11 protein-coding genes and 1 riboswitch are annotated in these 19829 nt (G+C 52.9%); of the genes, 3 read left to right on the top strand and 8 right to left on the bottom strand.

Annotated features, from left to right (window positions below; translation table 11 throughout):
• Window positions 1-84: 84 nt before the first annotated feature.
• The 3 genes from hrpA to KOR42_RS13905 all read right to left on the bottom strand — a co-directional run bounded on the left by hrpA (window position 85) and on the right by KOR42_RS13905 (window position 6337).
• A complete protein-coding gene (gene hrpA / locus KOR42_RS13915; protein ID WP_146510442.1) occupies window positions 85-4014 on the bottom strand; it encodes an ATP-dependent RNA helicase HrpA in 3930 nt (1309 codons plus the stop codon).
• 333 nt (window positions 4015-4347) lie between these two features.
• Window positions 4348-5043 carry a hypothetical protein gene (locus KOR42_RS13910; RefSeq protein WP_146510441.1) on the bottom strand — a complete coding sequence of 232 codons (696 nt, stop codon included), beginning with the start codon at window positions 5041-5043 and terminating at the stop codon, window positions 4348-4350.
• A gap of 196 nt (window positions 5044-5239) precedes the next feature.
• Complete coding sequence (locus KOR42_RS13905) at window positions 5240-6337, bottom strand: hypothetical protein (protein ID WP_146510440.1); 1098 nt, start codon at window positions 6335-6337, stop codon at window positions 5240-5242.
• Between the two features lie 563 nt (window positions 6338-6900).
• On the opposite strand from KOR42_RS13905, the gene KOR42_RS13900 reads away from it, so the two are divergent.
• Together KOR42_RS13900 and pheA are read left to right on the top strand one after the other, a co-directional pair.
• Window positions 6901-7944, top strand: coding sequence for a type II secretion system F family protein (locus KOR42_RS13900; protein WP_231740925.1), 1044 nt, complete (start codon window positions 6901-6903; stop codon window positions 7942-7944).
• Window positions 7945-8337: 393 nt separating this feature from the next.
• A complete protein-coding gene (gene pheA, locus KOR42_RS13895) occupies window positions 8338-9486 on the top strand; it encodes a prephenate dehydratase (protein WP_146510439.1) in 1149 nt (382 codons plus the stop codon).
• A 60-nt stretch (window positions 9487-9546) separates the two neighbouring features.
• Here the strand turns inward: pheA and KOR42_RS13890 are convergent, their stop codons facing one another.
• The 4 genes from KOR42_RS13890 to KOR42_RS13875 form a co-directional block, all read right to left on the bottom strand.
• Window positions 9547-11475: a hypothetical protein gene (locus tag KOR42_RS13890; RefSeq protein WP_146510438.1), complete on the bottom strand. Its 1929-nt coding sequence runs from the start codon at window positions 11473-11475 to the stop codon at window positions 9547-9549.
• A 32-nt stretch (window positions 11476-11507) separates the two neighbouring features.
• Entirely contained in the window at window positions 11508-12401 is an 894-nt protein-coding gene (gene fhcD, locus KOR42_RS13885) for a formylmethanofuran--tetrahydromethanopterin N-formyltransferase (protein WP_146510457.1), read from the bottom strand.
• A 226-nt stretch (window positions 12402-12627) separates the two neighbouring features.
• Window positions 12628-15195, bottom strand: coding sequence for a protein-disulfide reductase DsbD family protein (locus KOR42_RS13880; protein WP_197441173.1), 2568 nt, complete (start codon window positions 15193-15195; stop codon window positions 12628-12630).
• Window positions 15196-15435: 240 nt separating this feature from the next.
• Window positions 15436-16986, bottom strand: coding sequence for a thiamine phosphate synthase (locus KOR42_RS13875; RefSeq protein WP_146510436.1), 1551 nt, complete (start codon window positions 16984-16986; stop codon window positions 15436-15438).
• A 174-nt stretch (window positions 16987-17160) separates the two neighbouring features.
• Between KOR42_RS13875 and KOR42_RS13870 the strand changes: the two genes are divergently transcribed.
• The gene (locus KOR42_RS13870; protein ID WP_146510435.1) at window positions 17161-17703 is read left to right on the top strand and encodes an NUDIX hydrolase; all 543 of its coding nucleotides are present in this window, start codon (window positions 17161-17163) and stop codon (window positions 17701-17703) included.
• A gap of 56 nt (window positions 17704-17759) precedes the next feature.
• On the opposite strand, the gene KOR42_RS13865 is transcribed toward KOR42_RS13870, so the two are convergent.
• Complete coding sequence (locus tag KOR42_RS13865; RefSeq protein ID WP_390620881.1) at window positions 17760-19205, bottom strand: sulfatase; 1446 nt, start codon at window positions 19203-19205, stop codon at window positions 17760-17762.
• 251 nt (window positions 19206-19456) lie between these two features.
• Window positions 19457-19675: riboswitch (cobalamin riboswitch) on the top strand.
• Window positions 19676-19829: the final 154 nt, after the last annotated feature.

The raw sequence follows: 19829 nt of genomic DNA, 5'->3' as shown, positions 1-19829 counted from the left end.
ATTGCGAATCGAAGACGTAAGAGCTTACGTATCGCCACAAATGATCTGAGCAATTCACACTCTCATTCGCTTCCAGTCTACAACCTATCCTCCCGGCGGTTGCGTGATCGACTGCCAAACCTCGTCGAGTTTCTTCTCGGAAACCGAGACAGCCGTTCCCAAATGCTGGGCGAACGTTGAAACGCGGAACTCTTCGATGAGAAAACGGAACTGAACGAGACGGGAGTTTCGCGAGACAGCCGAACCAAGTTGCTCTTTCGCGTGCTTCCAACGCCTCCAGTAAATGTCGATTCGACGTTGATGAGTGCGATCCTTTTGAAAGCCGCCGGTTGTCGCTTTGTTCCAACGGATTTCCATCGCCTGAAAGTAGCGGGGATACTGTCCCAACCATCCAAGTGGATAGTCAGACAAAAATCCGGGAGCCACAAGGTCTTCAAGTTGGTCTTTCAATTCGAAAACAAGGTCTTGTGTCGCTGGAGCCCTCTTCTTTTCGAGCAGTCGTCGTGTCGAATGATAACCCCGCAAGAGCGGTTCAAGTACGGCGATTAAGTCTTGCACGGCGACTGCGTATTGGTTCCGGGTCTGAACAAGCCGCTTATCCCATTCTGCACGGTTTCTCGGGAGATCGTTTGTTCGAAACAAGGCTGCCTGGGCGATCGCAAAGCCAATCTCTTCTTCGAATCTGCTGCCATCGGGGAGTGTTGAGGCGTGTAACAGAATTTGCTGACGCCGAGGAAGGTGTCTGACCTGTTCACGAACCCGCTTGTGATCCTCAAGCATGACGAGACGAACGAGTGCCCGACGAGTTTGCATCTGAGCATCGAGTTGTGATTCGGCCAGTCGGAGACTCACACATTCGCCCCGGTCGACAAGCATCGGGAACGCCACGACCGTCACACCACCTCGTTTGAACGAGACCTGTTGCGGCAGATCCTCAAAATCCCAGCTTTTGATTCCATCTCTCTTCCAGCGTTGATCTTCGACGGTCTGAACAATTCCCGTCATCTTCTGCCGCGTTTCCTGTCGAAGCTTTTCAAGATTCCGACCGGAGGCAATTTCTTGATCCTGATCGTCAACAACCCGAATATTGAAGTGCAAATGGTCCGGAATCCGGTCCGCTTCGAAAGCCGAAACGGGCACATGCTCTCCGGAAATCCTTCGCAGTTGAGCAGCCAGTTCGGACAGGAGATCGCCCTGACCATATGTCAGATGCTTCACGACTTCTTTGGCCGTCTCCGGAGCGGGAACAAAGAGAATGCGAAGTGATTTAGGAAGGGTCTTGATCAGTGCAGCGACTTTGTCTTCGAGCAATCCCGGGACAAGCCAGAAGAGACCTTCGCTCGAGAGTTGATTCAGCCCTTCAACAGGTACTCGAAGCGTCACACCATCCATGTCTGAACCGGGATCGAGATGATACTCCACCGGGAGTTGCATTGTCCCGATTCGAATGGCGTCCGGAAACGCCGACTGCCGGGGGACGTGCTCGTCGGTCAGTTCGAGATGATGCTTTTGCAGGAACAGCAAGTCGGGTTGTTTTTCTTCAGCGACCTTCCTCCACTTTTCGAATCGTGGACCATCGAAGATGTCTTTAGGGAGTCGCTGGTCGTAAAAGTCGAACTCGAGATCCTCACTGGAAAAGTATTGCCCCTGTCGAAGTTTGGCTTGCCATGCGACAAGTTCTTCCTTGAGGTGAACGTTGTGCCGAAAAAATTCTCCCGGAGACTGATATTTCCCCTCCATCAACCCCTGATTGATGAATTGCTCTCGGCAATATTCCGGATCGACATGGCTGTAGCGGCAGCGTCTTCGAGGAACAATTGGAAGCCCGAACAACAGCACCTTTTCGAACGCCATGACGCACGCTGATTTTTCATGCCAGTGCGGGTCGCTGTATGTTTTCTTGACGAGATGCTTCGCGGCGCGTTCGATCCAGATTGTCTGAACCGGAGCAACGCAGCGAGCATAGCGTTTGGTGGTCTCGACCAACTCGGCAGCCATGATCCACTTCGGCTTTTTCGAAAAGGCGACTGACCCCGGCCAGATAAACAGCTTCTGTCCTCCGGATCCAGTGTATTCGTGCGATTCGCCTTTCACTGCCACATTCGACAGAAGACCGGAAAGAATGGCGCGATGGATTGCATCTTCGTTGTTTCGCCGATCCGCGAATTTCAGCCCGTTGTTCTTGGCCACATCCCGCAACTGACGGTACAGGTCTTTCCATTCCCGCATTCGATTGTACGAAAGGAAGTTTTGAGCGCATGCTTTCCGAAGTTTGCTTTGCGACAGTTTCTTTTCGAGACCGGTGAAGAAGTCCCACAGCTTGAGCAGCGACAAGAAGTCCGAGTTTTCATGTGCGAACTGTTCGTGAGCCTGATCCGCTTGCTTCTGTTTGTCGATCGGGCGATCGCGTGGATCTCTTAACTCCAGCGCGGAAGTGATAATCAAAACTTCCGGAAGAGACTGTTCCTCTTCAGCTGAGAGAATCATTCTCGCGATTCGTGGATCGACCGGCAGGCGACTCATCGTCTTTCCGATCGACGTCAATTCTTCGTCTTCGTCGATGGCCCCAAGTGCAAAAAGCGACTTCAACCCCGAACGGACAGCCGATGGTGTCGGGGGATTGATAAAGGGAAAGTCTTCAATCTTTCCGAGTCTCAGCGACTTCATTTGCAGAATCACGGACGCGAGATTCGTTCGCTGAATTTCGGGTTGGGTGTATTCATCGCGCGTGTTGAAATCGCTTTCCGAATACAATCGAACACAAACTCCCGGCGCGACACGTCCGCAGCGGCCCTTTCTCTGATTCGCCGAAGCTTGAGAAATTGGTTCGATCGGCAGACGCTGAACCTGCGATGTCGCTGAGAACCGGCTCATCCTCGCGGTCCCCGGATCGACGACATACACAATTCCGGGAACAGTCAATGACGACTCAGCAACGTTCGTCGCAACGACAATTCGACGATGCTCTTGCGGCTTGAAGACTCGATTCTGATCCTTCTCGGACAGTCGCCCGAACAGAGGAAGGATTTCCGTTTTCCTGTTCTCGAAGTCTCCTGAAAAATGTCGTCCGTTCAACACTCGGGCTGTCTCTCGAATGTCTCTCTCAGTCGGCATGAACACGAGAATGTCGCCCGGACCTTCTAAAGCGAGTTCCTCACAGGCATCTGCCGCAGCACGATGCCAGTCGACGTCATCGTCATCGGAATCAACAGGCGGGCGATAGCGAACTTCAACGGGATAAGTCCGTCCGGAGACCTCGATCACGGGGGCTGGTTGATCGTCGTGAGCAAAGAATTCAGCGAACCGCTCCGCATCGATTGTCGCAGACGTGATGATCAAATTGAGATCGGGGCGACGGGCGAGAATCCGCTTGAGATACCCGAAGAGAAAATCAATGTTCAGCGAACGCTCATGGGCCTCGTCGATGATGATCGTATCGTACTGCTCGAAATAGCGATCCGATGGAGATTCCGCCAGCAAGATGCCATCGGTCATCAATTTGATCAACGTTTTTTCAGACGTTGAATCAGTAAAGCGAATCTTGTAACCGACTTCTCTTCCAACAGATGAACCGAGTTCCTCTGCCACACGGGCAGCGACGCTTCGCGCGGCAATTCGTCGCGGCTGCGTATGACCGATCATCCCGCGCACCCCGCGTCCCGCATCGAGGCAGATTTTGGGGAGTTGAGTCGATTTCCCAGAACCGGTTTCTCCTGAAACAACGATCACCTGATGTGACTGAATCGCTTTCAGAATCTCGTCACGCCGATGACTGACAGGCAGTGCATCATCAAACTTCAATTCCGGAACGGATTTCGTTCGCGTCGCGACAACTGCTTCTGACTGTTCAATCTTCTGTTTGAGTTTGCTCAAACTTCGATCAAACCGCTGGCCCTGTTTCGCCCGACGCTCAACTGCCTTGACCATGCGGTGAAGCTCCTGACGATCGGAGATCATCGCTTGATCGATGCGCGCGATCCACGATTCTGAGCTAAATTCTTCCGGAGAGGTCATGAAATCAAATCTAGAAAGTTGTCTCAAATCGGAGTTTGAGTGCCAGTGGGACGATCTTGCGAATATGTCCGGGATCGTCCACTTGAGCAAGTTGCTCTTTCCTGTGCACTCGCTTGAACTTCTTCATCGGGGAAAAGGCTGTGTTTGCTCGTGCGAGTGATTGCATACCAAATCAGAAAAGGCTCTAAGCATCGTGATCGTGCTTTGTCTGCTCGAATCCGCAACGGCAGCAACGAGGATCAAAGAACTGCATGGCGGAGTTGAAAGTTAGAGAGTGTGAAGGACACCGCGTGTCAGAATCAAGTTCGAGGATGTCATTCAGAAAAGCATCGACTACAGGAGGTCTCGATCCGAAATGACCGTGCCATCTTGAACCAGTGACTGAACAACGCTCCAGGGAATCTGCATCGCTGCTCCATCGGAACCGGCAAGCGCGACGAGTGCGGCCATCGCCTGATCATCGGTCAGATGAACCTCTTCCGAATCGATCAGGACATCGAACAAATACAGCCGATGCCCCATGCGATACTTCTTGGGAACAACACGACGCCGATGGGGTTGAAAAACATCATCGTGCAACAATTCTGAAAGTTCTTCGTGTTTCGGGTCGTCGATTTCCCCCATATAAACTTGCCCCATAAACGCCCCCAGGCGGGCAAGATCATGAAGCGGGACTTCCTGGAACGAGCCAAGAACAAGCGACGGACGGAGACACTTCGACCCCACTTCCGGTCCGGAAATGATCACAGTTCCGATCACTCCCTGAATCCGCTCAGAATCGTCGAGAAATTTCTTTCCGAAGTTCCCTCGAAATCCTCCATTTCGGAGTCCAAACCAGATGAACTGGAGTCCCTTCCAGGCGCCAATGACCGTAGCGGTCAACGCTGTGCCAACGGCAATGGCCCCGAAATTGATGAAGTGCCCCAGCCAGAACGGAGTCGTTTCTTCTTCGAATCGACGTGTCGCTTCCGGAGAGCGCACGTATTTCTGGATTCTCTTCTGAAGACGTTCTTTCGAAACCGTCGTCATCCGCTCTTCTCCGGCTGGCCGATCAAGTGGTGACAACCGAATCAACGCAGTGGCTCACCGGCCGGAATCTTCCGACAAGTCCGCTGCGTTCATCGACTTGTGAGGGAACGTTTTCGCCAAACTGAAGTCGTTTCAACACTTACCTGACGAACAGAGATTCACCGAACAACTCCGTCGAGAAATCCTCACGTCATTCTTAGTACACGCCGACGGTCGTCTTCTTGGCGAAGACATGGAACGGCCGGGTTCCGCTGATTCCATCCCATGGATACTTCGGATGCGGCTTCTCGCGTTCTCCTTCATCTCGTTCCATGAATCCGGGAATGAAGAGTTCTTCGGTCAAGGTTGTCAGCTTCACGCGACCAGTGGCTCCGTAGTCGACCACTTTTGAATAGTCGTCGAAGTCGACCACTTGAATCGCCGCCCGAGGTTGTGGGGCGTAATAGGTGATCTTGTAGTCGTCTGCTGGATCAAACGGCTTTCCGCAGGCCAGCCCCATCAACGTATTTCCGTAAGTCGGTGTGATGAAGACATCGGGGCCGAGGAGTTCTTCCTTGCAGAATCGATACCACTGAGGAGTGAACTCTGTTCCCCCAGCGAAAATCCCCTTGATGCCAATCTCGGCGATGCTCGTCCCTTCGTCCAAGAGTCGCATGGCCAATGCTTCGAGGAGCTTCGGAGTGGAGAACATACACTTAATGTCGTGACCAGCTGTCAGCACGGTGTAAGCCTGATCGATGACGTGATCGGCATAAGCTTTCGCGCCTTCAACGTCACCCTTCTTCAAGAGCTTCACAACCCAGCGAGGATCAAGATCCACACAGAAGCAGATCCCTCCACGGACCTGACAAAGATGCTCGACAGCCAGTCGCAAGCGTCGAGGTCCTGACGGCCCTAGCATGAGCCAGTTGGATCCCGGCGGAAAATCTTCGTCGCTGAGGGTCTTCGAGAATTCCTCGTAGTCGATGAAATGATCTCGAACGACACAACGGGACTTCGGAACTCCGGTCGTCCCGCCAGTCTCGAAAGTATATTTGTGGTCTCCGTGCCACTTCTTGGGGAGGAATCGCTGGACAGGTCCGCCCCTCAACGCATCATCTTCGAACAGCGGGAACTTGTTGAGATCGTCGAAACACTTCACATCCGTCAACGGATTGAAGTCGAGCTCCTTCGCTTTTTCGAGCCAGTAGGGAGCTCCAAGCTCAGGATCGAAATGCAGTTGCACGATTCGAACAGCCTGTTCATCAAGTGCCTTCCGGGCATCGCTGCAAAGTTGTTCAAGTTGATCGCTCAAAACTCTCTCCTGACAAGTGCATATCAAAAACGAATTCGAATCTCAGAGCGAACCGAGCCTCATGCCTGCTCGAAAGTGTTCGCCGGAAGGTTCGTCAGTCTGTTCTTCTTATTTGGTTGTTCACTTCGTCCCGGTCGATTTCTCACTCGCACATTGAGAGGATTGGAATCTCTTCCGTGAAGTGCTCACAACGGTCGACCACGGACGTTGACCAACAATATCGCTGAAACCGAAGGATTGAGCCAGCGAAACCAGACAATGGGGAAATAAAGGATGGATTCAAACGGAAGTCGCAACGAAGGATCGATCGACGGGAACAAATCCAGTCAGTCTGTACCAAACGCGGGAACGAATTCCCTGCTGGAACGTTGATCCCCGGAAAAGTTTCCCGAAAAACAAACAAACTCTTTCCAGCGACGTAATTGATTGTTAATCGACTTTCGCAATCATAGAAAAGCGGAAGACCTTTGCAAATTCGAGGCAACCTCCTCGACCAGACAAATTCTGAGGTTTGCCGAACTCGTCATCGATCACTCAATCATTCCCAAACGAGGAGCCCCATCGTGAGCCTGTTTTCCGCAGCCGCGTCACAGAAACAACTGGCGCTCTTCTGCCGGTCACTTGGAACCTCTCTTGAATCGGGGATCGATGTTGTTCGAGCAATCCAGTCAGCGAGTCGACGAACTTCCGGAAGCTTCCGGGTCATCCTTGACGACATCCTGAATCAAGTCAAATCGGGAACAGATATCGCCACAGCGGTCGAATCTCATGGAGACTATTTCCCCGATCTGTTCAGCGACATGATTCAAGTCGGCGAGCAGACAGGCTCGTTGCCCGAAGTATTGAGAGCTTTGGCCGTTCACTACGAAAACAGTGTTCGCTTGCGAAAAAACTTCGTCTCGCAAATCACTCCATCCATGATTCAACTGGTGATTGCGATCGTCGTCGTCGCCGGACTGATCACAATTCTGGGCTGGATTGCCGAATCGAGTGGAATGCAGCTCGACATTCTGGGCTGGGGACTTGTCGGTGTCTCGGGAGCCCTCAAATGGCTCAGCTTTTGGGCGATGGGCGCGGTGGCGGTTTTCTTGACTTATCAGATTCTAAACCGCAGCCTTGGCGGGAAAAAGTCGATGCATCGCACTCTGATGCGGATTCCCGTCGTCGGTCGGTGCATGCAAGACTTTGCGATCGCACGATTCTCCTGGGCGTTTCATCTCACCCAGAACGCGGGAATGCCCATCGATCCGAGTCTCGACTCCAGCATGCGAGCGACTTCCAACGGGGCATTCATTTCGAGCACCGATCAAGTCATTCGTGACATCAACAATGGGGAGTCACTGACCACTGCCCTCGATGCGGCACAGTTGTTTCCGGAGGACTTCATTCAGACGGTCGACGTGGCGGAAACAGCAGGCACCGTGCCCGAAGCACTCAACCGCCTCAGCCCACATTTCGAAGAGAACGCCAAACGCAGCTTGCAATCACTCACCGAAGCTGTCGGGTGGGCCATCTGGACGATGGTCGCTGCGTTCATCATTTTTGTCATTTTCCGGGTTGTTCTGTGGTACGTCGGCCTGATCAACGATGCACTCCAAATGTCCTGAGAGACGCACACCACACTCCTGAATGCCCCCGCAAGTCACTGCGTTTCGCTCTTTAATCTCCCTGTTCCTGACAACACGGAGATTTTAGGAAACCAAGGAAAACCTGTTCGCCCGGTTAGAATAGAGAGATTCTGCGTGTTCACGATTCCAAACACATCGACGCCCGACGGGAAATCTGAACGAGAAATGAAACTTAACCCATTTCACTGTTATCACTTACGTCGAAGACATCAATGTCATTCAATGAACTCCGATGCTTGACATTCATGATAGCGCCCATTAAAAACTGAGATCCTTTGGCATTGATTTCAAAGACTTAAGACCAATCTGGGGCGCACGGATGCACCGCTTGTTGTTCAAGCGTACACACAACCTTTTGTTTGACTGCATCCGATGGCTAAGAAATCGACCACTCGCAAGTCCCGCTCGGCGGCGACCAAATCCTCTTCTTCAGGAGCAAGTGCGTCAAAGTCGCGGACTCCAAGTCCGGCCGCACAACTCAAAACAATTGACCGAGAGTTGGTCAAGCTCATCAACGAGCGGCTCAAACTGACGATTTCAGAACTTCAGGGGCTGACTGACCGACGAGATATCTGGTTCGATCCCGATCTGGAACGCGAACTCTGGGAGCGGCTGGAAGGATTTAACAAAGGTCCAGTCAATCGGGACGTCCTCAAAAGTATCTTCCGAGAGATTCTCAGCTCAGCACGCGAACAGGTTAAAGAAGTCCGAATCGCTTATCTCGGCCCTCAGTTTAGCTTTACGCATCTCGCCGCTCTCGAAAAATTTGGACGAACAGCGGTCCTCATCCCGGTCAACTCCATCGCTTCGGTCTTCGAAGAAGTCAACAAGGGGCACGCGGAGTACGGAATCGTCCCCATTGAAAACAGCACGGATGGCCGCATCGTCGATACTCTCGACATGTTCACGCGGCTACCATTGCGGATTTGCGGCGAAGTGCAAATCGAAGTGCACCACAATCTTCTGTCTCGTTCGCCCCGCAGCGAAATCTCCGAGATTTACAGCAAGCCGCAGGCCCTGTCCCAATGCCGTGACTGGCTCGCACGAAGCATGCCGCAAGCGAAGCTTTACGATGTGACCAGCACGTCCACCGCCGCAGCACTCGCCCAAACGAAGCCCGGTGCCGCAGCCATTGCCAGTCGGCAGGCAGCTGTCCAATACGGTTTGGAAATTGTGGCGGAGTCGATTGAAGACAATGCCCACAACGTCACACGCTTCGCCATCATCGGCGATCAGGAAACAAAGCCAACCGGACGTGACCGCACAGCTTTGCTCCTTCAGATTCCTCACTCACCCGGCTCGTTGACCGACGCGCTCAACGCCTTCAAGTTGAACAAGATCAATCTGACATGGATTGAATCGTTCCCGCTGCGAGGACCGGAAACTGGCTACCTCTTCTTCCTCGACTTCGAAGGACATTCAAAGGACGCGAAAATCAAGAAGGCTCTGACACTTCTTGAGAAGAAAGCTGTCCGACTGGAAGTTCTCGGATCGTATCCGCGAAGCGAAGTCTCCCAGTAAGACACAAACTCTCCGTCGTTCGACTCCCATTCCCCGTCGTTTGACATCCACCGCCCGTCTTTATTCCGGGTTCGACGACTGCGGCTCCTTTTCTCCGTCTCGAGGGAAGAACTCCCCAACGCTGGTTAACTTCCAGGTCGCCCGACTGAACGGGGCTCTCGTGGCAGGATCGCTGACTCGATCTTCCCACTGGAAGACACCAAACGGGATTTCTTGAGAGAACCAGACATCACGCTGAAAACGTCTGCGTGCTCCGTCTGGCTGTTCGACATCGACATAGGTGTAGCCAATGTGGGATTGAATGGCATCGGTTCTCAGGTCGTTGTCGATGTATCGAATCCGCGAACTGGCATAAGCTCGACGTTTGGGAACTCCGTAAAAGAACTTGAGCTGATCTTCAGTGAGCGGTTCTCCGTCTCGGGTTTTGATGTACTCAGCGGGAGGAAGCCCTTTCAACATCGTGGGTCGATGGACCAAGTATTCGGTTTCCTCTCCGTCCAAAGTGACGCGAACAACTCGCCAATCATCCTCCGCCGGCCCTCCATCTTCCACCCGCAGCGTTCGCGTGACTCCGTCTGTTGTGACGGTGGAGAACTCCGCCCAGTAACTCTCGTCGCGATCTCCCGTGGGGACATCGCCAATCCAGGAATAATGCTTGTGGGCGAACTTCGGTCGCGGTGTTGAATAGTCGATCCACCCTTTCGATTCCATCACTTGAAAAATCCAGGGTTGTGTCCACGGAGCATCGGCTGGATACCACGCTGAAAAGAGTGAGGGGAGTAGAAGAATCAAACAGACACCGCGGAACAGCCGATTCATTCCGAACCGGTTCATGAGCGGAAGCACAGCCAGAATCCAAAACGGAATGAGCCACAACATCCATCTCAAAGCGACGCTCACTCCTCCGTAGTTGTAGTTGTCTGTCTTTGTCATGTAGAAGCCGAGCACTATCGCTGTCAGCATGATCCCAGCGATGTGAATGCTGCGAAGAGAGTTCTTCCACCACAAGCCGACCGAGAGCCAGCTCAGAACAGTCAGAACGAAAACAGGGGTCAATGACAAAATTCCATGATGCCCGACGGTGCAATGCAGGAAGTAAGTCAGCGGAGATTCTTTCGCCTGATCAATGCCTTGTGGATTCATCCAGTAACTTGGTTTGCCTTCATGAATGAAGCGGTACTTCTCTGTCCCGTAGTACATGTAAAACGGTTTCCATCCGCCGGTCGCGTGATAGTTCGTCAGCATGAACAGCCCGATCGGAACGAGTGCTGCCGGAACAAAGATTGACCATGTCTGACGTGGATACTTCCGGACGAGCAGAAAGAACAGCACCAGCCCGTAAGCAGCAGCAGGGAGTTCGTTGCAAACAGCGAATGCTGCGGTCAGTCCGCAGACCGCGAATCGCCAACTCGCCACCTTCTCCTCAGCCAGAATGGAGATCCCCATAACCAGCGAGTAAATGAGAAACGATGCCCCCACAGTGTGATTGTTGAAGACGGTCAAAAAGGGGACAAGTAACGTGGCCCAGGTCATCGCAGCGGCGAGGAAGTACTGTCCGAATGCGTTTTCGCAATGTCGCTGGATCAGCCCGAACATCATCCATAAGGCAATCGTCATCGGGAGGATGTTGATGAAGAAGAGAATGATCCTCGTCACTGCTTCCGAATTCTTGAGCAGCGTCAGTCCGGTGATCGCCTTCACCGATCGATAGACCTCAGCCACAATCCGTGGGAGAAGCGGAGGTTTCGTCGAGTAAAAATGACCATCGTGTTTGACGAGATCGATGGTATCCCATCCCGACTGCTTCCGGATTTCGTCGATCTGATAGGTATTCTTCTCGACGATCGAATAAACCGTGCACCATCTCGACCGATCATTCGCGCTCTTGAGAGGTGCAGTGGCGACGAGTCGCGCAGTGATCACTCCCAGAAATGTGGTCAAAGTGATCAGCGCGAAGAGTTGGAAGTTCGATTGGGAGGAAGTAGGCAAGGTGGGCTCTGAATGTCTGGGCGATCCTGTGGTTACAGGAGTTCGCGGAGATGAAAGTGGTGTTTGCCAAGTTTCCCGCCGTAGTTTCCTGCTGTGATTCGCAGGATTCCGGGCACTTGTGTCGCAGCATTGATTCCGACCCGCATCGCAGCCTGAACGGAATCAAAACTCAATCCATCGATCACAAGCTCGTAGACACACTGGCAATTTTCGGGGAGGTTGGATTCAACAAGTGGGCGAAGAGTGGGGCAATAGGCGTCGTTGGTACTGGCTCGCAGCTTGGGATACTTCGATCCGACCTTGCTTCCTGATCGAACAATCCCCCCGGGAAAGGGAAGAATCACATCGGGAACGGTCGAGACTGCCTCCACGGCTGCCTCAGCGGAAGCGAGAGCGGAAGCTTGTGTTTCGCCCAGAATAATGAGGTTTCCGCCGCCGACACCGGTCACTGTTCCGAAGGTGTCTTCGCAGAGAAATTCCCCATCCATCGTCGGAATTCTCCAGAAGCGACGATTCCCGAGCTTCTTCGAGAACTGTAACCCATCGCCAAAATAGCGAAGCGCCCCGCCGACTGAGATCTTTTTATCCTTTGGACAGTCCGAAACTCCATTGAAACACGCGGATGTCGGAGTTGTCAGCACGCATTGCCCCACTCGACCTTGCACTGCTTTGGCGAGCGAATCTCGATCGAATGCAAAGACGAGAAGTGAAACTCCCGGACGACCGTCGGGAGACTCATCAGGGAGAAGCGTCGCTTCGAGAGCTGTTTCACAATCACACGCGATCACACTCGTCGCATTGCCTGCCATTTCCGCGGCTGCGATGTGCGCCCACTTTTCGTTGTGGGCGGTCACGATCACCCGAGTTCCCTTCATCAGGAACGCTTCGGCGAACGTGTCAGCGATTTCGACCCCATTGAGGCGCAGCGACTCAGGCAATGAACTCTTCCGCAACCAGACTCCGGAGAAACACTTTCGGAGGAGTTTAGAGTCTCGTTCCCCATGAATAAAGCCGGAGACCTCGCCAACGCTGTTCGAGAATGGCGACTTTCGAACAGCGTGCCGAGTGAAGCTCTCGGAATCGATCCTCAAACTGTTGAGATTGAGTGATTCCGGAGATCGTGGATGAGTCGCTCTGGTCTGATCGCGATTTCTAAAGAGCGCTGTCGTCGCTCTTCATCGAAACTTTCTCTGAATTCACGTTCTCGTCAGAGCTGGTGACCGCTTTTTCAAGTCGGCTGATGATTCCATCCATCGTGTACGGTCCGGGAATGGCGACAGCCTTTTCATTGACGTCAGCCGGGAAGATTACCGTCAACGGGACACTGACAACACCGAAGCGTTCGAGCCACTTTCTGATCTCCGGATCCTCTCGCGTGAAGTCGGCGACCATTGGAACGACACCGTGTTTCCGAACGAATTCGACGGTCTCAGTTCGATTCAGCGCCCACAGCTCATTCTGTTTGCAGACGTTGCACCAGTCGGCGGTGAAGTCGATCAACATCGGCACTCCCTGTTGCCGCAGTTCAACCATGCGTTCTTCGGAGAACGTTTCCCACGGCATCTCATCGATTCCGACAGGCACATCCGATCGGTTGTTCTCTCCCTGCTCCTGATTCTGCTCAGCAAGCATCTCCGAAGACGGCATTCCATAGAACCCGGCCGCGATCACAGGACCGGCAACGAGAACAGCAGTCAACAACGGCTTTCCCCAGATTGCCTTTCCGGAAGCGGGAGCAAGTCCCACCATCCACAAGAGCAGAGCGACTCCCAGCAGGAGGATCAAAACAGGAATGTGATAGGAAGGACCTAGCGATGTCGCCATCAGCCAGATGACTGTTCCCATCAGGACGAAGCCAGAGAACTGCTTGAACCGCACCATCCACATTCCAGGCTTGGGAAGCCAGTTGACGATGCGGGGAAAGAACCCGGCGAGGACATACGGGGAGGCCATTCCGAGTCCCATTGTGGCGAAGATCAGAAAGTTGACAGCTGTGGGTTGCTTCGATGCGAACGCAATGACAACACCCATAAACGGCCCGGTGCAGGGAGTCGCCAGCAACGTTGCGATGATCCCGGTATTGAAGGCACCGACGAGTCCTTCGCTGTGTTCATTGGCAGAAGGAACCAGCCCCGGAACCGGAAGTTCGAAGACACCCAGCAAGCTGAGCCCCATCGCAAAGACGACCAAAGTCATCACAATGACATAGTTCTCATTCTGAAACTGCCCGCCCCAACCAATGGCAGTGGAGACGACCGCAAGAATCAGAAAGACGAGAAGAACTCCAGCTGTGTAAGAGAGATTCAGCGAGAGAACACGCAACCGGCTTTCCCCAGCTTGTTGAACAAGACTCAGAATCTTGATCGCCAGGACGGGCAAAACACACGGCATCACGTTCAACAAAAGCCCTCCGAGAAAGGCGAGAGGAATCGCCAGCCCGAGGGATTCAATTTCCCCTTCTGTCTCCGAGGCAAAAAGGTCGTCGACAGGCAATGGACTCTCGGACTCCGACGAAGCGACCTGTTCACTGGAATCGCCTTCAGACTGAGATTCCGCTTCAGACGTTGACGTCATCGCCGACTCAAGAATCGGACGTGCATTCGCAATATCGGCGGGAAGCTGCAACGTTCCCAGCGAGAACAAAATGGGATTCGGGGGCAGACAGGATGTCTTGCAAATCTGATAGGAAATCGTCCCCTGAATCCCGACTTCACTCGGATTCGTGACTCGGAATGTCTTGCTGAACGTCACATGATCCGCATGGACGTTTGAGGTCCCGAATTCGGTCGTTTTCGGTTCTGGAGCCGGTGTCGACTTGAATTCCGTCAGCTCTTTCAGACCAGAAACTTCTTTGAGTTTAATGACGGTCGGCAGCTCGATTTGAGTCTCAGCTTTTTTTAAGCCATAAGTGTGCCAGTCATCGAGAAGTTTCATCTGCAGCGACAAGGTCACTTCGTCGCCCACCTTGAAATCGGCCGGTGTCAACTGGACACCAAGGCGAACGGGGTCACCTTCCATCGCCCCAAGTTTCTTACGCTGCGGAGTGATTTCGTATCCGTACTTGAATGGCCCATCGACGGCGACTTCGTTCGACGTGACCGATGGAATCTGAACGGTTGGAGCGTCGATCACTTCTCCGGGAGGAGCGAACAATTCAGAGACGTTCGATTCGGACTCAGATTTCTTCTCCGCAGTAAATTCAGCGACGAACTTTTCTGATTGCGGCGTGCAGCTGCCGGCATCGCAGAGTAGAAAATCGATCGTCCCTGAGAATCGGGCGCTGCGGATGTCGGTTCCCTGCGGAGCGAGATACCGTCGTGAGAAGACAGTTGTCCCGACGAGTTTTTCGACCTCCTTATTGAAAAGTTCGTCGAACTGCTTCTTGGGCTTTGGCTTCGGAGCGAACTTGTCGTCGAGAGCGGTCCATCCCTTGATATTCGACAATTTAATGACTGTCGGTTTCGCAAAGTCTTTGCTTTGGGAATAGCTGTTGGCACCCTCGGGAATTGTTAACGTCAATTCGAATTGAACGACACCCGGCTTGTCGGTTGGGCGGAGCGCAGCCTCAACCGTGGCTTCCTTTGGAGCTAATCCCTGGAGGGCAGGTTTCTGCTCGACTTCGAACAAACCCGGAAATGCATCTTGCCCCAAAACAGGCGTTGCGGAGTTCTGGAACAATAGGCAAATCACAGCAAATGCCGCGAACCATGCACGTTGCATCAATGTATCCTCGATCTCTGATCGACTCTTAGAAACTTCGGAACCTGTCATTTTCAGGTTCTCGATATCTCAACAACAGCGGACGATTTTACCCGATCAACTCGAGTGAAGCGAGATGTCTCTTGAGATTGGTTGCACCGGGAACTTGACGTCGAAACTCTCGATTCCCGGGAACTGTGCCCCGAACATCTCCACGTATTCAAGTATCGCCATATTTCGACTGAGAGTCTGTGGCACAGATCACATTTCTGACGAGATGGACGATTTGGACGCGAGCTCGGCGGCAAATTTTCTGGCGACTCCCCTGGGATGGGGAGCACTGCAAATCACGTTGCTGACAGCGACTCGACTGGCACCTTCCTGAAGCACGAGCGAAAGCCGGTCTTCGCTGATTCCGCCAATTGCGAACCATGGAATTGAGGTCTCTCTCGCCATCGCGGATACGAAATCGAGTCCGGGAAAATCCGTGAATTCCTTTGTTTGCGAAGAGAAAGTCGGCCCCACTCCGAGATAGTCGGCTCCGTCAAAAATTGCAGTTCGAGCCTGATCGAGGCTGTGAGTCGAAACACCAATCAACATTCGACTTCCAACAACCTGCCGCGCGGCCGCCACGCTCATGTCATCCTGACCAAGATGCACACCATCCGCTCCGACGGCGACGGCGATGTCCGGACGATCATTGACAATAAACAAAGTATTGTGTTCGGCCGTCCAGCTTCTCACCTGAGTTGCGAGATCGATCAACTTTCGATCCGGCCACGACTTCTCGCGGAGCTGAACAATATCAACACCGGCAGTGATGGTGTTTCGGACAGTCTGCTCGAGCCCGTACCGACAATTGTCGGAGGTGACGAGTAAATATAACCGGGCGTCTGCCAATCGGGTTCGGCTGTGAACAGAGGTTTCGACAGCTTTCTCAATCGTATAAAACCGATATCGGATCTGCTCGAGTTGCTGGCTCCAGTCGGGGTTGAGTTGTTTGGAGAACTCTTCAATCGTCCGAAGCGACTCTTCGGTCCTCTTCAGGTTGGCGCGAAGCACGTCGAGTGACGTTTCCCGACGCGTTTCCGAACCGAGTGTCTCCTGTGTGCCGACATCGTGGATTGTGTCACGACAACTCACCCACTGAGACTGTCCAAGATACGACAGCACCGTCGTCAGATCGTGTCGCAAACTCTTCAATGACTTGGAGAGAAGTCGATCATTGAGAGCGAATCGAACGTAATCTTCGACGACTCGAATCCCTTCTCGACAGCGATTTGAGGATGCATCCAGTACACGGTAAAGCGTGGCTTCATCAACAGATCCGATTTGAACCGGCCGAATCTGAAATTCTTCTTTGATTTCGATCTCTAATGTGTTTTCCGGGGTTTCGAGTTGGCCGACGAGGCTCTCCGGCTCGACTCCCTGACGGACAAGAAATTCGTTGATCGCCGGGCTGAGGCGAATTGCGGCAAGCAGAAGGTGCTCAGTTCCAGTGACACCTTCCTCCGAATGTTCAATCGCAATTCGATCTGCATGTCGAAGCAGCGTCATTTGCCATTCTCGCTCCGTGGCAAATTCCTGTTCCGTCGGCCATGGGGTGTCGTCGAGAATTGAAGCGACAGTCTCTTTCGACAAAGAAATCAGAGTGCTCGCCTGATTTTCTTCAACCAGAAGTTCATGAAGCAAAAGCTGAAAGAGAGAACATGAAACCTCCTTGCAGCGGGCTTCAGTGACTCGTTCGAGAATTCGAACAACTCCTGTCGTCAAATTACGATCTGCCCAAGGGGATTCGTGAATTTCGTTCATGACGCTGTCATTCTGAAAGGAATGTCGCTGGACGCGAGTAAAGCAACCGGACAATTCGTTCTCGAGTGCGGTGGGTGAGAGTTTCCTTTATTGTCGATCCCAAAACCAATTGCTGCAATGGTCTGACCACGCAGTTCATCGCTCCCGAATGTTCAATCAGAGGATCTTGCCCGGATGCCACGTCAACGCACAGAGGAACTGTTCGCCGGAACACACCTCAAACTGGTGAAACAAGGGAAATGGGAGTTCGCCGAACGCGTCAACGCCAGTGGAGTCGTCGCCATCATCGCTGTGACTTCCGACAATTGTCTCGTTCTGACCGAACAATTTCGTCCCCCGGTCCGGAAAAAAGTCGTTGACCTTCCCGCCGGACTCGCAGGAGATATTCCGGGGCAAGAACAGGAACACTTCGAACAGGCAGCCCGCCGCGAACTCTTGGAGGAAACCGGATATCAGGGAGAAACGTTCGAATTTCTGTTGAGAAGTCCCTCGTCCGCCGGGATGACGTCCGAAGTTGTCGATTTTTATCTCACTCGGGACGTCGTTCAAGTCGAGGCTGGGGGAGGAGACGAAACCGAAGACATCAAGGTTCATGTCATCCCGATGACGCGCATCGCGCGCTGGCTTCAACGCAAACAGACCTCACGCACAATGGTCGACCAAAAGGTCTATGGCGCTCTTGGACTGATTGCAATGAATGAAGCTGAGGACGAATAAAGAGAGGCCGTCACGGCACAGGATCTTTCCCTCTGCACGAGATCCCGTCTTAAGAATCACGGATCGGTCAGATTCGGTGCCCAGACCGAATTCGACACGGATGGAATCTTTCCGGACTCGGGAAATGTTCCCGAAACCGCTTCCTCGATCTGTGACGACAATTTCGCGATGAGTGCCTGATACTCCTCCTGATCGGCGAGATTCGTTTGCTCCAGCGGATCAGCGTCGTGATCGTAGAGTTCCCGGCCCGCTTTTCCGGAATCCCATTCGGTGTATCTCCAACGAGGCGTTCGCAGAGAATACCCGTATCGTCGATTCTGTTTCCCTCCGCGCATCACTTCTGTCAGCGCCCAGCCTCTGCCTGCTTCTGACGGATCTTTCAAAATGCTCACGAGGCTTTGCCCCTGAAGATTTGCAGGAGCCTCGACATCACAAAGCTCACAAAGCGTCGGATAGAGATCGATGAGACCAACCGGAGTTTTGGCGATGCTGCCACTCGTGTTCATCTCGGGAACGCGAAGAATGAGAGGCACGCGTGAACTCTCTTCGAAGAGGCTCATCTTCTGCCACAAGCCATGCTCGCCGAGGTGATATCCGTGATCACTGGTGAAGACAACAATCGTGTTCTCCGCGAGTCCGAGTTCTTCCAGCTTATTGAGAATCCGCCCCACTTGAGCATCCATGAACTCGACACTCGCGAAGTAGGCTTGTTTGGCTTGTTGACGAAGTGAATCGTTGAGCAAATCGTGCTCTTTCTTGTGTGACCCGAGTGCATCTTCCGGAAGGTCTTTGACGTCTTCTTCAACTCCCGCAACAAGTGGCATTTCGTCGACGGGATAGTGGTCGAAGTAGGGAGCAGGCGCAACGTAAGGAGTGTGCGGTCGATAGAATCCGACAGCGAGAAAGAAAGGCCGTTCGCCGTCACGTGCACATCGCTCCAAGACCCACTCCGCATCACTGGCGAGCATTCCGTCGGTATGCAATTTGTCTTCCCGAGGCGAGGCATACCAACTCAACGTTCCGCCGAAACTGTTTGGCTTTAGCGAAAAGATATCCGGCTCTTCAAGAAGCCGGTCGCATCCCGCCGGATTCAGTTCCAACTCCCATGAACCGGGATCGTCATGGCCATTGGTCCCGACAGATTTCGGAACGTTGTAGTGATAGAGTTTTCCAATTCTGGCAGCGAAATAGCCAGCCATACGAAACGAGTGAGACAGACTCCGATGCTTGGGAATCGTCTGTCGAAAAATCTGGCTGTTGACCAGAATCCCGGTACTATTGGGATAAAGCCCGCACAACATTGAATTGCGACTCGGCCCACACAACGGGTACTGGCAATAGGCTTTCTCGAATGTGATTCCCTCTTCAACAAGGCGATCGATGTTGGGGGACTTCACGAAGTCGTGCCCGTAGCACCCCAGCGAGTTGTTGAGGTCATCGGAGATGATGAACAACACATTCGGACGGTCCGCACAAAAGCCGTTCGCCGAAAGTAAAACCATCGTCAAAGTGAAGAGACAAATATCTCGCAATCGCAGCGGAAGTTTCGCAATCGACATTCGAACGTTTCCTCAGAAGAACCCATCAAGAGAAGTTGTTGCGATTGTAGTGAGACACCTCTTTCGACAGTAGCATCCGACTGAAAATCCTTTGCGACGACCTTCAACTTCAACGCAACAGCTGCCTCAGATTTGATGTCGAAAGTGATTCGGCACCCGAAAAACGTGATTTGACAACGCTAGTCCGCGATGTATGATCCAGCTTCGACACAGGTGCTTGCTTGCGTGTTGTGAGCGAGAGAATAGGGAAGACGGTGCAAATCCGTCGCGGTCCCGCCGCTGTAACCGGGGACAAAAGCCGTTTAGACCACTGCAATCAGCCAGCAGTTAATGAACCTGCTGAAGATTGCGGGAAGGTGCGGTGAGTCGGTTGATCCGGAAGTCAGAAGACCTGCCTGGATGTCGCTGAAAACAGTTAAGTTCTGCTTGAGTCGTGTTCTCGATCCTTTCTGATTTCGTCCGTATTCCCTGAGTAGCTGAAGCACTCGCGAACGGTCACTCCGTTCCATACTGAAAACAGGCGATACGAATTAAAGGGCGATCACAGACTGGGTTCCTCGAACGGGT

It is taken from the genome of Thalassoglobus neptunius, assembly GCF_007859735.1.
Lineage (GTDB): Bacteria > Planctomycetota > Planctomycetia > Planctomycetales > Planctomycetaceae > Thalassoglobus > Thalassoglobus neptunius.
This window is presented reverse-complemented; position numbering and strand designations above follow the sequence as displayed.